Here is a 16,317-nt window from a genome sequence, read left to right as displayed (position 1 = left end):
TACTTAAATGTCTTTTTTGCTATAATTGTTTAAATCAAAAAAAGGTAGATTCCCTAGTATATATGAGAAATCTACCTTTGAATAAAAAAAGATGAAAGGCATTAAATTATCATAATATAATTTTTGAGTTTTCAGAAAACGCTTGCAAATAAAAACAATTTAGAGTATTCTATTTATAGAAATTGTATACAATCTAGTATTCTAAAAGAGATACAATAAATACCATTTTATTGGAACTTTTTTATTTCTCAATCTGGAATTCTTTGAGGATGCTTATCATATTGAATTTTAGAAGAAAGGAAAATGTGAAATGAATTCCAAGGAATTAGAGATTTATAAAAAGATTAAGCAAGCTATTCTCCATCGAAAACTCTTTCCAAATATGCAATTAGTTGAAAAGGAAATAGCTGATTCTTTTGGAGTTAGCCGAACTCCAGTCCGTAATGTGCTTCGTAGATTGTCCTATGAGAGGTTGGTAAAAATTATTGAGAATAAAGGTGCGTTCGTTACTTGTTCCTCAATAGAAGAATCAAAAGAAGTATTTGAAATGAGAAGAATTCTTGAGGCAGAGGCAGTTCGAAAATCATGTAGATTATACAACCAGGAACAGATTCAAGAACTTGAAAATATGGTTCATGAAGAATTAAGAGAAATTGGACAAGGAAACTACATTGAAGCATTGCAAATGTCTGGAGATTTCCATTTGAAAATAGCTGAAATGGCTGGTAATTCTTATTTTTATCAGTATCTTGAAGATTTAATTTCGTTAACGTATGTTATTGTTTCCATTTATGGAAGGGGAGATGAGAGGAATGGTACATGTTCTCACCATCTTGAAATCTTCCATGCAATAAAAGAAAGAGATGAAGATTTAGCTGAGAAATTGACTGTCGATCATTTGAAAGAAATAGAATCGAATCTTCACTTTAATGAAAACCTTCAGATCTCCACTTCTCTTTTGGAACTTCTTTCCTAAAAATATAAAATTTTTCGAATAATTGAAAACGCTTACCCATCGTGGAGTATGCATATGAAAATACGGATATAGTAAATGGTAGATGTTCATTCTTCTCCTATTTAATAAGAGCATGTACTTTAGTTGGAGAGGATTTTACATAAAAAAGTATATAGGTGGTGATAGAACAAAATAAGAAAGTAATTAGAGTTTGTTTATTTTTTTACACCATAGTAGAAACGTAGTTGCCTGATAAACAACAATATATTTCACCAGAAAAAATTATTAGTAGTAAAATTTTTTAAGATTGAATTAATGTCTATTGGTAAACATCTAAGACCTAACTTGGAGAGCATTGTATTTTAAAATACCGTATTACAATGAATTAAGGGAGTTGGGTATATAATGTCAACAAATTTAAAAAAAGAAGATGTTTATGAAGAGCCACAGATCCAATTTGCTGCTAATATCGATGAATCATTAAGGCCAAAAAGTGCAAAGGATAGGACGGTAAGTCCGCAAAACTATGTTTTTATGTGGATGGGTGACGGCGTTAATTTAGGCAATATGACGCTTGGAGCGAGTTTGTTCATAGCTGGTGTCGCAACGCTAAACATCTTTCAGACATTTGTCGCTGCTTTCATATCGATTGCTATAACTTCTACAATTTTTGCTTTAAATGACAGGCTAGGATACAAAACGGGAATTCCATATGTTGTCCATCTGAGAATGTCCTTCGGGGAGAAAGGTGCCATCATATCATCCCTTTTGCGGGGAATCCCCGCCATCATTTGGTACGGTTTTCAAAGTTGGATCGGAGGTACTGCTTTAAATGAAATTGCGAAGATTGCTACAAGTGGAACCTTTGATAATGTTGCCATTTGCTTTGTTGTAATTCAATTAATACAAATTGTACTTTCGATGTACGGTTTTCATGCCATTAAATGGGTGGAAACATTAGTATCGGTAGTAATTATCGGAGCACTTCTTTATGTATTTGTTATTCTACTAAAAGACCATAGCACTGTCATTGCAGAAAAATGGGTTCGTACAAAGGGTACGTGGGGATTACCGTTCTTTGGGTTCATCATGGTGTTTATGGGAAATTATGCAGCAATTTTTTTAAGTGCTGCAGATTACTCACGAGAACTCAAAGCTGGTATTAGTGACTCAAAACGAGGATTATTGTACTTTTCGCCAATTTTAGTTGTGTATAGCGTTACACTTGCCATCGGAGCAATGCTTGCTTCAGTTACTGGCATCACTAATCCTGTAAAGGCATTTGCCATCGTAGTAGATAATTCTTATATTACATTTTTTGTTTCCGTATTTATTGTACTGGGTACGATTGCTGTAAATATGGTTGCCAATATTATTCCACCGACCTATGTAATTACATTACTTACAAAAGCTAAATTTAAAGTTTCTGTTACAATTACTGGACTTCTTGCTTTAGGCTCATTCCCTTGGCTGCTTGTTCAAGATTCTAATGCAGAAGGTCTTAATTTATTCATTCTCACTTATTCAGCATTTTTAGGACCGATCGTTTCCATTTTATTAGTAGAATACTATATTCTTAGAAAGCAAAAAATCAATATAGAAGAATTGTACCAGGAAAACGGAACATTTTCAGGTCTTAATCCTGCCGCAGTACTTGCAATGTGTATTGGTGCAACAGGAGCCTTTTTAGTTGTAAAGCTTGCATGGATTATTGGTCTTATCACTTCAGGTATTGCTTATTATCTCCTTACGAAGTACGCATTTAAGGATTCAAAGTTCAAAAGAGGCACAATATTCGAAAAAAATAGTTGACTCAATTAAAACTTTATTTTAAAGATAAATAAATGAATATTTTTCTGAATATTCATAAAACTGGAGGATCAAAAGGTATGAAGTATGATTTGCTCATAAAAAATGGAAATGTTGTGTTAAAGAATTTTGTGGAACAAGTAGATATTGGGATTAAAAATGGAAAAATTGCTGAAATATCTAAAAATATAACCGATCCTTCAAAAGAAGTTGTTGATGCTTCCAATCAGTATGTTATGCCAGGGATGATCGATACTCATGTTCATATTTGTGAACCTGGAAGATCGGAATGGGAAGGCTTTGAAACAGGGACAAAGGCTTTGGCTGCGGGTGGAACGACCGCTTTTGTCGATATGCCTTTAAATGCTCTTCCAGCTACCACAGATAAAGAGGCATTAAGAAAAAAATTAAAATCTGCGGAAAATAAAGCCTATGTCGATTATGCACTATATGGGGGACTAGTACCAGGAAACATCGATGATTTAAAAGATCTCTCAGATGAAGGTGTAGTCGCTTATAAATGTTTTATGGCAACATGCGGTACTGATGAGATTGGCGATTTCAAAAACGCCGATGACTACACTCTTTATCATGGAATGAAGAAATTGGCAGAATTAGGGCATGTCTTATCCATACATGCTGAAAATGCCGAATTTACTGATAATTACGCACTTAATAAAATAAAGCAGGGAAAGGTAGCTATTAGGGATTATGTGGAATCCAGACCGGTTATCGCAGAAGTTGATGCCGTAAGGCGAGCTTTATTTTTAGCAAAAGAAACAGGATGTAAATTGCATTTTGTTCATATCAGCAGTAAACGAGCGGTGGAGGAAATTCAAAAGGCACGTGAAGAGGGCCAAGATGTCACATTAGAGTCATGTCCACATTATTTTACAATTGATTTAGAAGCTTTTGAAAAAATTGGTCCTGTTGCAAAGTGTGCTCCTCCATTACGTGAAAAAGCTGAACAGGATCAATTATGGGAAGCTCTTTTGGAAGGGAAAATTGATATGCTGACTTCTGATCACTCCCCATGCACGCCTGAAATGAAGCAAAGCGATACAAACAGTATTTTTGATATCTGGGGGGGAATCAGCGGCTGCCAAAATAATGTTGATTTAATGTTTGATGAAGCGGTTAAAAAACGCGGGTTATCTATTAATCGTTTTGCCAAGATGATTGCAACCACCCCTTCAGAGAGATTCAATTTACCTCAAAAAGGTAGTATCGAATTAGGTAAAGATGCAGACATCATCTTCATCGACCCGAATCAGTACTATACAGTACAAAAGGAAGACTTATATTATCGTCATCAGCACAGCCCTTATATTGGCCGGACAATAAATAGTCGTGTAACGAAAACTTTTGTTAGAGGGCAGCTAGTATTTGATCTTGAAGAAGGAATAGTTGGTAAACCAATAGGAAAGTATATTTCTGCAAAAAGTAGTTTGGTAGAAATTTAAATTTTCATTGAAATGATCAAAACCGTCCAATAACAAGGAGTTACCCATTTGGTTCTCTCTTTGTTATTGGATGGGGTTAGGCTAAGGAAGATGTTGTTGGACCTCAATGGAAAACTCAACGTTCAGAGAATATATCAAAGAATTGATGAGTTAGGAAGGATTTCTGATTTTTGTCCGTTGTAAGGGGTGGAATTAGCCATAATCTAAAGGAATCCATTTATTTACGAGATACAAAAATAGGTACGATGGTTTTATTGGAATCTTTTATTCAGTTAACTAGCAAAAAACAAGATTAAAGAGAGTATAAGCTGACAACCGAAACATTAAGTACAGAAAAACAACAAATTATTAATTTTATTGAGGACCAACAAGAAAATTTAAGTGGTTTTTTAAAAGAGCTTGTATCGATTCCGTCTGATAACCCTCCAGGTAACTGTCAAAAAATTGCTGAACATATTTTTAAGCGACTTGGAGAATATGAATTTGAAAATGTTTCATTGAATGAAGTAGAAGAAGAAAGAGTTAAAGCAGTTGGAAGGATTAAGGTTTCCAATGTTATTGGGTTTCAAACCTTTGGAAATACCCAAGGTCCAGAAATTACTTTGAATTCGCATGGAGATGTTGTACCTCCTGGGCTTGGATGGACACAAAATCCTTATGGAGGCAATATTGTTGATGGAAAACTTTATGGCGGTGCAGCTGTATCAAAATCTGATATCGCCTCTTTTACATTCGCTACATTAGCATTAAGACAATTGAAAGAAACATTAAACGGAAAAATTTCATTGGCTTTCACATTTGATGAAGAAACGGGTGGAGACATCGGACCAAAATGGCTGCTCGAGAAAGGGCTTATAAACCCTGATATGGCGATTTGTCCTGGATTTACATATTCCCTTGCCAATGCTCATAATGGTTGCCTTCATTTAGAAGTAAAATTGAAAGGAAAGTCTGCCCATGCTGCGGAGCCGCAATATGGACATGATGCCTTGGAGGCAATGACAGGTGTTTTAAGTGCATTATACGAATACAGAAAAGGCTTCTCGGAGATAAAATCTAATATTCCTAATGTTGGTTCTCCTAATCTAGTAGTTGGATTGATTTCAGGTGGTATTAATACGAACGTTGTTCCAGATACAGCCACCATTCGAATTGATAGAAGATTAATTCCTGAAGAAAATCCAAAGTTTGCAGAAGCAGAAATTCGTAATGTCATTGTAGAAGCACTTTAAAATTATCCAGGGGTGGAAGCAGAAGTTAATCGAATTATATTGGCACACAGCATGGGCCCTGTTCCAGTTCATTCTCCTTTGGTACAATCTTTCGCAGCAAATTGGTCAAAAATTATGGGTGGAGAAGAGCTTCCTATAGTTGGATCTCCTTTATATACTGATGCTCGTCACTTTTATGAAGCTGATATTCCTGTCGTTTTATTTGGTGCTGGTCCTAGAACATTATTGGAGGCAAATGGACACCGTGCAGACGAACACGTAAAAGTAGATGATCTAATAAAAGCAACAAAAATTGTTGCTCTCACATTATATGATCTTTTGCAGGGACAAAATAATTAATATAAATTTCGATATTTCCCTGGACGTTTAATTCCAGATGATGAATTAATAATTCCTAAAAAAGGTCGAATTAATTTCTGACCTCAAAAGTATCCAAAAAACAAGGATTCGGAATTGAAAGAGAAGAAAAATGAACCGGAAATCACTAGTATAGCGGTTTCCGATCTTTAATTATCTTAGTGATGTTACTGGTGTGGAAAGTATATCACCATTTCCTTGAGGAAGAATAAGAGAAAATTGATTGGTTAAAGGAAAATCTTATGGATGCCGGGAAGAATGTCTCTGAGTGTCTGGGATATAAAAGTAACTGAAATATAATTTGGGAGAATAATTATGAAGACTTAATGAATGTGTTATGTCTTTTTTATCGTTAAGATGTATCTTATTAATTTTTGACGGAATATTGATTTAAAAAATAGTAATTATGAGAAAATTTAAAATAAATATTGAAAATGTCTATTAAAGATGTTATTTTTAGTATAGAAAACGAATAGGAAACTATGTTTTGTAATAAGCAACAAATAATGAAGATAGTTGTGTTATTTTTATTACTATTAAAACCGGATCAAAGTGTCTATAAACGACAAGATAGGAGAACACTATGAATTCTTTCTCTATAGAAAAACCAGTGAGATATTATGATCAGGTCTATAATTCGATTAAAGAAAAAATTGTTAAAGGAGTTATAAAGCCTGGTGATAGCATTTTTGAATCTAGAATAGCAAAAGAATTAAATATTAGCCGCAGTCCGGTAAGGGAAGCGGTCCGAGCATTGGAAAAAGAAGGATTATTGGTTATTGATGAAAAATCAAGAATAACAGTTTATAAACCAACATTAAAGGATATTTTCGATATATATGAATGCCGTATTGCACTTGAATCATTAGCGACGAGATTGACAACAAGGTACGCTACAAACCAGGAAATAAAAGATATTGAAAATACCGTTCTAAATGTAAAACAGAACCTTAATCCTGAAGGTGAACAAAATAGGGACGTGCTAATTGAGGAAAATGGCCGTTTTCATGATCTGATTACAAAATATAGTCAAAATAGAAGGTTACAGAAACAACTTAGGGAGCTAAAATCACTAAGTCAATATTATCGAGTATTAAATTTTCAGGGTGAAAATAGAGAGTGGATTGTTTTTAACGAACATCAAGAAATTCTTGATCAAATTAAACGAAGAAATGAAGAAAATGCTTCGTTACAAATGAAAAAACATCTAGAAACTGATTTGCAACATTTAAAGGAAATTTTTAATAACCAGCTAAAACCTGGCAAAACGGAATAGGACCTGTTTTTCTATGTTGTTTACATAATGATAAATATAGAGGGGGGATAAATAAAGTGTCGACAGACGACAATAAAATGCTGCTTGATATGGAGAAATCTGATTTGATCTACCAAAGTAACAGGAACTGCAGATAATTTTGTAAGCGATACCATTGTAAGGGTGTTTACATTGTTCAATTAAACGTTAGTTGCTAAATGAAAACATCTTGTAAAGTCCCCAGGTGTGTTTCCCAGTTATTGAAGGGGGTGATTCCTAAACATTATCTAATTTTTGGAGTAAAACACACCGAACATCTTTATCTTAAAAAGGGGGATTTTTATGGCAAGAGGTAACGTAAATCTAAATGTGCAAGAATCGCTTATTGATTTAGCGGCAAAACCAACTAATATCCGTTGGCGAGTATTTTTTATGCTGCTTATGCTCGTGACAATTAACTATGTTGACCGAGCAGTATTGTCTATTGCAATGCCTGCAATCCAAAAGGATTTAAATTTAGATCCTGCTATCGTAGGACTTATTCTTAGTTCTTTCTTTTGGGGATATGCCTTAATGCAAATTCCATCAGGTTGGATTGCCGACAAATACCGCCCAGAAAAAGTAGTGTATGGTGCTGCACTTGGATGGGGGATTGTCCAAGCATTAACAGGTTTTATATCAGGTGCAAAAACACTTTTGTTTCTTCGAGTTTTGCTTGGAATAACAGAGGCACCTGTTATGCCGGGATGTTCGAAATTACAGTCGATTTGGCTTAGTTCAAAGGAAAGGGGCCGCGGAGCCACGATCATTGATAGCGGTGCACCATTAGGTACAGCAATTGGTGGACCTATTATTGTTGGATTTATGGCATGGTTTGGCGGCTGGCGCGGCGCTTTAATTGGGGCTGGTATCCTTACCATTGTTGTCGCATTTTTGGTATGGAGAGTTATTAAAGGCGGACCAGAAGGAAATTCAAAAGTCAACGAGGCAGAACGTGAATATATTCGTAAAGCTCTCGAAGAGGAGTACGAAGAGCATAAGCGTAATGCTACTGGAATTAAAATCGGTGCAAAGGATTATCTGACAGCTCGTAATTTCTGGTGTATGTGTCTTGGATGGTTTTCATTTAACACTGTATTCTATGGATTAATGACATGGGGTCCATCATATCTTGCTGCAACACAAAATCTGGACATTAAGTCGATTGGCGGCTCTATTCTAATTATTTTCGGTTCAGGATTTATCGGTGAACTCATTGGTGGGTGGATTACAGACAAGTGGCGCGAAAAAGGCGGTAATTATAACACGGTGATGAGAACGATGTTATCCATAGCCGGAATCATGACTGCACTATCCATCTTTTTGTTAAGTAAGTCAACTTCTGTAACTATGGCGATAACAACACTGTCATTTGCGTTATTCTTCCTTCGTTGGGGCGGCTTGTATTGGAGTGTTCCTGCTGCAATTTCACAACGTGAACATATTGGTACAGTGGGTGGATGTATGAACTTCGCTGGGAATATTGCAGGTGTTATAACTCCAATTTATATTGGTCTTATTGTATCGACAACAGGATCTTATTTCTTGGCATTAATGGTGTTTGTCTTCGCTGGTCTTCTTTTGGCGACGGTTTCAAGTTTAATAAATTACAATAAAAAAATTGGCAGTTCAAGTAGCAGTGTAAAATAAAACATTAAATTTAATAGGAGGAATTATCATGAAAGAACCTAAAAAAATTGGAATGCTTACTCCTTCTTCTAACACAACCTTAGAGCCAATTTGTTCCAGAATGCTTTATAATGTTCCAGAAGTAACTTGCCACTATGGACGCTTTGAGGTTACTAAAATTTCACTTGAACAAGACGCTTTAAGTCAATTTAATTTTGAGCCAATGCTCCAGGCTGCAGAATTGTTAGCACATGCTGAAGTAGATGTGATTGCATGGAACGGGACCTCTGGTGGATGGCTTGGTTTTGAAGCAGACCGTGAACTTTGTGAAGCTATTACCAAAAGAACAGGTATTCCAGCAACTACTTCCATGTTGTCTCAAGTAAGAGCGTTTAAAGAGCACAATATTAAATCGGTTCACCTTGTAACTCCATACATTCCTGAAATTAATAAACTAATTGCAGAACAATATAAAAAGCATTGTAATGTTGATACGATTAATATTTCAGGACTTGCTCAAACACACAATCGTTCTTTCGCTCTCGTATCACAAGAAAGAATTGAAGAGCAAATTAAATCGGTATCTGTTTTGCCTGCAGATGCAATAAGTGTAGTATGTACGAACTTTCCTGCAGTAAATAAAGTAGAATACTATGAAAAAACATATAAATTACCAATGTATGACACTATTAATGTACTAATGTGGGAATGTTTAAAAATGGTAGATATAGATCCTAATATACTTAAAGAATGGGGAAAAGTATTTTCAAAGGTAACAGTAAATAACTAAGTCAAAAACAGAGCATTCAACCTGTGGGGGGTTGTACTGCTCACGACATTTTTATTCTTGACATATAAAAATACAGGTATCTGCATGGTTGATTACGTAATCTTTACCGACTCCATACATTTTACGGGACAGAAGGTTTGCTGTCCCAACCCTTTACGTATGCAATTTTCAATGTGCAGATACCATTTATTATAACATACATGTATGTATTTTTTAACCTGTATACATAACGGCTATCTCGAGTCAATTTTCGTTAATTTATTTAGGAGGATTCGAAGATGATTACTGTTACTTTTTATAAAAATAATCGGCTAGTTTTAGGAGTTAAAACAAATAGGGGAGTATTAGATATTGAAGCTGCATATGCCAAGTTTCCCTATATAAATAATATACCTAAAACAGTATTTGAATTAGTTACTCTAGGAGAAAGTGCAAAACTGGGACTTCAAAGGCTGATCGAGCATTCACTAATGGAGGATGACTTATTTTATAAGGAAGATTCACTTAACTACGGACCATGTGTACCTAAGCCCCAGAAAATAATCTGCATCGGATTAAATTACAAAAAGCATGCAATTGAGTGTAATATGCCTTTCCCTTTAGCTCCAATTTTATTTAGTAAATTTAATAACGCGATAAATGCACATGGAAAAGATATTTTCATTCCAATTACATCTTCACAAGTTGATTATGAAGCAGAATTAGCTATTGTTATCGGCCAAAAGGCAAAAAATGTAAAGGTGGAAAATGCACTTTCTATCGTTTATGGTTATTGCGCTGCGAATGATGTATCCGCCCGTGATTTACAAAATAAATCTTCACAGTGGATGCTAGGGAAAACAAGTGATGGATTTTGTCCAATTGGTCCCAATTTGGTTAGCAAAGAGGAAGTCGAAAATCCCAATAACTTAAAGATTACCTTATCCCTTAATGGAGAATTACGACAAGATTCAAATACTTCAGATATGATTTTTAGTTGTGAAGAACTAGTAAGTTATGTTTCCAAGCATTTAACACTTCAACCAGGTGACATCATTTTAACCGGAACGCCGGAAGGGGTAATTTTGGGATATTCTAAGGACAAAAGGGTTTGGTTAAAAGATGGCGATGCAGTAACAGTTGAAATTGAAAAGCTCGGTAAATTAACAAATATATTCAGATGGGAACAAACCGATGAATCAGTTAGAAGTGATATTTATGAAGTGAGTGGAACGATTTGAGGAAGATTAGAATTATGAATTGAATAAATTTTCTAAAAATATATTGAAAGTGATTAGATAGAATGGTAAGATTTCCGTAAACAAAACAATTATGGAACTTTGTTTCACAATAGGCAACTTAATGGAGGTATCGAAGTGAAAATGTATGGTTTTGGATCTATAAAATGAGTTTCAGAATTTCTTCATTGTAAAAAGTAATCTGTAAATCGTTGCTTTTTTTTAAGAAATTATAGAAACACAGTTCCTTAATAAGCAACGAAAAGAAAGGAAAGGTGGTGTTAGCACCAGATAGAGGGGGAATTTAATTAGGTTTATCAAAAGAAATTCGCGGCACATTGTAAACCATGCAGGAAGCGGACATCTATGAGGTTCATTTTCTGCCCCAGGAGAATTGGAGATAGTAGCAACAACAAATAGTGCAACCATTAAGAAATGGAAAGAGGGATTGTATGTCAACGTTACGTGAAGAAGCATTAAAGATACACAAAAAGTATCAAGGAAAACTGGGGGTTCATTCAAAAATTCCTGTGCAAGATGCAAATGATTTAAGTCTTGCCTACTCTCCAGGTGTAGCGGAGCCTTGCCTGGACATTCATGAGGATGAAAGCAAAGTCTATGATTACACCATGAAAGGGAATCTCGTTGCTGTTATCTCGGACGGAACTGCCGTACTTGGTCTTGGTAATATAGGCCCGAAAGCTGCTATGCCTGTTATGGAAGGAAAAGCATTATTATTCAAATCATTTGCAGGCGTAGATGCATTCCCGATTTGCCTGGATACAACGGATCCGGATAAAATCGTGGAGGTCGTCAAATTATTGGAACCGACTTTTGGTGGAGTTAATTTAGAAGATATCGCGGCACCGCAATGCTTTGAAATTGAAGATCGCTTACGAAAGGTGTGTGATATTCCTATTTTCCATGATGACCAGCATGGGACGGCCATCGTAACGGCTGCAGGGTTAATCAACGCTCTTAAATTGGCTGACAAAAAAATCGAGGATATTCGTGTCGTGACCAACGGCGCTGGAGCAGCCGGTGTAGCGATTGTGAAGCTCTTACTTCATATAGGGGTAAATGATGTTATTTTATGTGACACAAAAGGGATCCTTTATGAAGGACGTCCTTTCGGGATGAATCCGTTCAAAGAGGAAATGGCTCGAATCACCAATAAAGGACAAAGGCAAGGGACACTGGCAGATGCACTTGAGGGAGCTGATGTATTTATTGGTGTGTCAGCCGCTGGTGCTGTAACGAAAGAAATGATTCGTACCATGAACCATCATCCGATTATTTTTGCTATGGCCAATCCGGTTCCGGAAATCATGCCGGAAGATGCAAAAGAAGCCGGAGTGCTAGTTATTGGAACAGGCCGTTCTGATTTTCCGAATCAGGTCAACAACGTATTGGCGTTCCCAGGAATTTTCCGTGGTGCATTAGATGTTTACGCAAGAGAAATCAATGAAGAAATGAAGATGGCAGCTGTTTATGCCATTGCGGGATTGATCTCAGATAAGGAGCTGAATGTGGATTATGTTATTCCAGATCCATTCGACCGAAGAGTTGCAGCACATGTAGCAGCAGCTGTTGCCAGCGCAGCGATGGAAACTGGTGTTTCACAAAAACATGTTAATGTAGAAGAAATCAAAAAGAATCTTTTATTAGTAGAAGAAAAACAGCCAATTTTTTTATAAAGAAAGCCTATTCACTGATATAGTTGTCTAGGAAAACAAACTACACGCAAAGTTATGAGCAGACATACAGTATTTTTTTTGAAAACTTGGACATACGGACACAACAATATAAACACAGATTGGCGTTAGTATGTCCAAGGATAATTTATTTTAATTAATCTGTGCTAATTTTATTATTAGATTTTGATGGATGATATAACTGTAGTTGTTCCAGTAATATTTCACGTTAGTAACGTTGAAGTTAATTAATTGTTACCCCTTTTGGTTTACTCTCCCCGGTTAGTTCCTCGTTCAAGCTCTTCAAATACTCAAAAAGTAGTGAAATACACTCCTGTTTAATAAGTCGTTTTCTATTTAACCTCAAAACCGCCTCTCATTTATTTCCGTGAAGGATTATTGTTTTTAAAAACTAGGATTCTTTTATCTTAGTATGAACTAGACAGAAGGAAGAATATATTTTTACCATTTCAAGATGTGTTTTTTGGAACTGAACGGCCCAAAATCTACGTTAATTAGACAAGAAAGATTAGTGCCGTAAGTAATGAACAAATTAAGCAGATGTAATATTTATCCCCAATTTCATTCAATAAAGTTTGGTTACACTTTGTCTGAGATTTACATAAAAATCAATAATAAATGAAGTAATAAAATATTTATTTTAAAATTTACAATTTTGAAATAAATATTTTGAAAAATATTGAAATAAAATAGATTATCATGCTATGCTATTTTAAACAAATAATGAAACGTTGTGGCGTAATAACAAACGACGAAGTGAAAACACAAATTGTATTTCAATTAATTTGGGGGGAATCGTATCATGGTAAATTATATTAAAAAAGGAAAACTTCAAGTAGCTCAAGAACTCTATGAATTTATTAATTCAGAAGCCCTTCCAGGTAGTGGATTGGATACAAATCAGTTTTGGTCTGGTTTTGAAGGGTTAATCCATGACTTAACACCTCTTAACAAGAAGTTATTAATGACACGTGAAGTTATTCAAAGCAAACTAAATACATGGTATCGCGAAAACAAAGGAAACTTTGACCTCGATACATATAAGTCGTTTTTGGGGGAAATTGGTTATCTCGAACCGGAAGTAGAAGATTTTGAGATTGTTACAGCTGGAGTGGATGATGAAATCACTCTACAGGCAGGCCCGCAATTAGTTGTACCGGTAAATAATGCGCGTTATGCGATTAATGCAGCCAATGCTCGTTGGGGTAGCCTTTATGATGCTTTATACGGTACAGATGCAATCAGTGAGGAGGATGGAGCCCAACATCAAGGCGGTTATAACCCTGTCCGCGGCAAAAAAGTAATCGAATTTGCTAGAAATTTTCTAGACCAAGCGGCGCCCTTAAAAGATTTCTCTCACAAGGAAGTAGTTCGCTACGGGTTGGCAGATGGAAAACTTACCGTTTCTTTAAGCAATGGTATCAAGACTGGTCTAAAGAATGAAGCAAAATTTGTCGGCTACCAGGGTGATCAGGAAAACCCTTCTGCTATCTTGCTGAAAAATAACGGACTTCATTTTGAAATTCAAATCGACCGAAATCATCCGATCGGCAAAACGGATAATGCTGGTATTAAAGATGTCCTCTTAGAAGCAGCTGTTACAACGATTATCGATTGCGAGGACTCTGTCGCTGCGGTAGATGCCGAGGACAAGGTGTTAGTCTATCGAAACTGGTTGGGCCTTATGAAAGGAAACTTATCATCAACTTTCAAAAAAGGCGATAAAGTCATGACACGGATGCTCAACCCGGATCGTAGGTACGTATCGGCCAAGGGAAAAGAAATTACGTTAAAAGGCCGTTCCCTACTATTTGTCCGTAATGTAGGACATTTGATGACAAATAGTGCAATCCTCGATCAAAACGGGGATGAGATACAAGAAGGGATAATGGATGCTGTCATCACGAGCCTTGTCGCGAAACATACGCTGCTTGGAAATGGCCAATACCAAAACACGGAAAAGGGATCTATCTATATTGTAAAGCCGAAAATGCATGGGTCAGAAGAGGTCGCTTTTGCTAATCAGCTTTTTAGCAGGGTTGAAGATTTACTTGGACTTGAACGAAACACTCTTAAAATAGGTGTAATGGATGAAGAACGAAGAACGACATTGAATTTGAAAGCATGTATTAAACAAGTTAAAGACCGGGTAGTATTTATAAATACCGGGTTCCTCGACCGAACAGGAGATGAAATTCATACCTCTATGGAAGCTGGCCCAATGATTCGGAAGAATGATATGAAATCATCCAAATGGCTGCAGGGGTATGAACAATCAAATGTAATTGCAGGACTCTCATGCGGCTTAATCGACCGTGCCCAGATTGGAAAAGGAATGTGGGCAATGCCAGATTTAATGTCTGATATGCTTAAGCAAAAGATTGGTCAATTAAAAACCGGAGCAAATACCGCTTGGGTACCATCTCCAACAGCTGCAACATTGCATGCTTTACACTACCATGAAGTAGATGTAAAAGCAGTGCAGAATGAAAAACTAAATCAGTCAGCAGACTTACTTGAAGATATTTTAGAAATTCCAGTTGTTAAAAACCTTAACTGGACTACTGAGGAAATTCAGGAAGAACTAAATAATAATTGCCAAACTCTTCTTGGCTATGTTGTCCGCTGGGTTGACCAAGGAGTTGGCTGTTCAAAAGTATTGGATATCAATAATGTGGGATTAATGGAAGATCGTGCAACATTAAGAATTTCTAGTCAGCATTTGACTAACTGGCTTCACCATGGTATTTGTACAAAAGAGCAGGTCCTTGATACATTGCAGCGCATGGCAAAAGTAGTAGACCAGCAAAATCTAGGAGATTCTTATTATCGATCAATTGCTCCCAATTTTGACGACTCTGTGGCTTTCCAGGCTGCTTGCGACCTGATTTTCGAAGGTTATGACCAGCCAAATGGCTATACTGAACCAATTCTTCATCGAAGACGTATTGAAGCAAAAGCAAAGTTTGCAGTAGATCAATAATTATTCATATGGATATGATAAGAGGCATTCTAGTGATAAGAATGCCTTGTTTTATACCGTCTAGGTGCAGCCACTAATGTCTTTGAGGGAGCTTTAACAATAATGGAGTTACTCTTAAGAATATGAACCTCAGTTGAAACAATGAAATTTACAAGGTTACACATTGGTCTTCAACTATGCTTTAAAACTTGAATATATATTTCATTGCCGGAGATTACTGTTTTTTTCTTTAAATAAATCCATTTTGACCAATCAAAATGGATTCTTATTATTTTAAAAAAATACAGGTAAGTGGGGTATTTTAAATCAAATCAACTTTATTTAAATGCTACATCTGACATTTTCTGAATTAAATCTGGTACCTTCTTTAATGTTCTTCTCAAAAAATTCTGTTGCAAGTTTACACCCACGGTGTTATATTATTAAAGTCGCTCCCAGAAAGAGTGGATAAGCAAACAAGATCAGAAAAAACTTCCTCTTGTTTTAGTAGATACAACGTGATAAAATATAAAAGTTGCTCTTGAAAAGAGTGCAAAAATCAATCGAAATTGGAAATAATTGATGATTGATAGAATTTAAGAAGTTTGATAAAATATTATTCCTGTCACTTTTTATAAGTGCTATTGTTCTTTGAAAACTAAACAAACAAAAACGTCAACAAACAATAATAATCGTGTTTCTTCTATTATATAGAGGACATGAGCCAACGTAACAAATGAGCTAAATCAACTTTCTTGGAGAGTTTGATCCTGGCTCAGGACGAACGCTGGCGGCGTGCCTAATACATGCAAGTCGAGCGAATCAATAGGAGCTTGCTCCTGTTGATTAGCGGCGGACGGGTGAGTAACACGTGGGCAACCTGCCTGTAAGACT

11 protein-coding genes and 1 rRNA gene are annotated in these 16,317 nt (G+C 36.0%); all 12 read left to right on the top strand.

Annotated elements, in window-relative coordinates; genetic code table 11:
- The first annotated feature begins 310 nt into the window (after positions 1-310).
- Positions 311-976, top strand: a complete 666-nt coding sequence (locus E2K98_RS22770; RefSeq protein ID WP_133338264.1) for a GntR family transcriptional regulator — start codon at positions 311-313, stop codon at positions 974-976.
- A gap of 384 nt (positions 977-1,360) precedes the next feature.
- Entirely contained in the window at positions 1,361-2,767 is a 1,407-nt protein-coding gene (locus E2K98_RS22765) for an NCS1 family transporter (protein ID WP_133338262.1), read from the top strand.
- 77 nt (positions 2,768-2,844) lie between these two features.
- On the top strand, positions 2,845-4,227 hold the full coding sequence (gene allB, locus E2K98_RS22760) for an allantoinase AllB (RefSeq protein ID WP_133338260.1): 1,383 nt from the start codon (positions 2,845-2,847) through the stop codon (positions 4,225-4,227).
- 497 nt (positions 4,228-4,724) lie between these two features.
- Positions 4,725-5,459 carry a M20/M25/M40 family metallo-hydrolase gene (locus E2K98_RS31795; RefSeq protein ID WP_235824910.1) on the top strand — a complete coding sequence of 245 codons (735 nt, stop codon included), beginning with the start codon at positions 4,725-4,727 and terminating at the stop codon, positions 5,457-5,459.
- A gap of 12 nt (positions 5,460-5,471) precedes the next feature.
- Complete coding sequence (locus E2K98_RS31790; RefSeq protein WP_235824909.1) at positions 5,472-5,798, top strand: M20/M25/M40 family metallo-hydrolase; 327 nt, start codon at positions 5,472-5,474, stop codon at positions 5,796-5,798.
- A gap of 601 nt (positions 5,799-6,399) precedes the next feature.
- Positions 6,400-7,092, top strand: coding sequence for a GntR family transcriptional regulator (locus tag E2K98_RS22750; RefSeq protein ID WP_133338258.1), 693 nt, complete (start codon positions 6,400-6,402; stop codon positions 7,090-7,092).
- A 321-nt stretch (positions 7,093-7,413) separates the two neighbouring features.
- Positions 7,414-8,760: an MFS transporter gene (locus E2K98_RS22745; protein ID WP_133338256.1), complete on the top strand. Its 1,347-nt coding sequence runs from the start codon at positions 7,414-7,416 to the stop codon at positions 8,758-8,760.
- 28 nt (positions 8,761-8,788) lie between these two features.
- Positions 8,789-9,529: a maleate cis-trans isomerase family protein gene (locus E2K98_RS22740; RefSeq protein WP_133338254.1), complete on the top strand. Its 741-nt coding sequence runs from the start codon at positions 8,789-8,791 to the stop codon at positions 9,527-9,529.
- A gap of 278 nt (positions 9,530-9,807) precedes the next feature.
- Positions 9,808-10,749 (top strand): fumarylacetoacetate hydrolase family protein, encoded by a 942-nt coding sequence (locus tag E2K98_RS22735; RefSeq protein WP_133338252.1) that lies wholly within the window; start codon positions 9,808-9,810, stop codon positions 10,747-10,749.
- 449 nt (positions 10,750-11,198) lie between these two features.
- Complete coding sequence (locus tag E2K98_RS22730; RefSeq protein WP_133338250.1) at positions 11,199-12,443, top strand: NAD(P)-dependent malic enzyme; 1,245 nt, start codon at positions 11,199-11,201, stop codon at positions 12,441-12,443.
- A gap of 820 nt (positions 12,444-13,263) precedes the next feature.
- A complete protein-coding gene (locus E2K98_RS22725; RefSeq protein ID WP_133338248.1) occupies positions 13,264-15,444 on the top strand; it encodes a malate synthase G in 2,181 nt (726 codons plus the stop codon).
- A 731-nt stretch (positions 15,445-16,175) separates the two neighbouring features.
- Positions 16,176-16,317: ribosomal RNA gene (locus E2K98_RS22720) — 16S ribosomal RNA — on the top strand; the annotation flags it as partial.

The sequence above is a fragment of the Bacillus salipaludis genome (assembly GCF_004358205.1).
The sequence above is the reverse complement of the archived record's forward strand: the minus strand, read 5'-3'. Positions and strand labels throughout refer to the sequence as shown.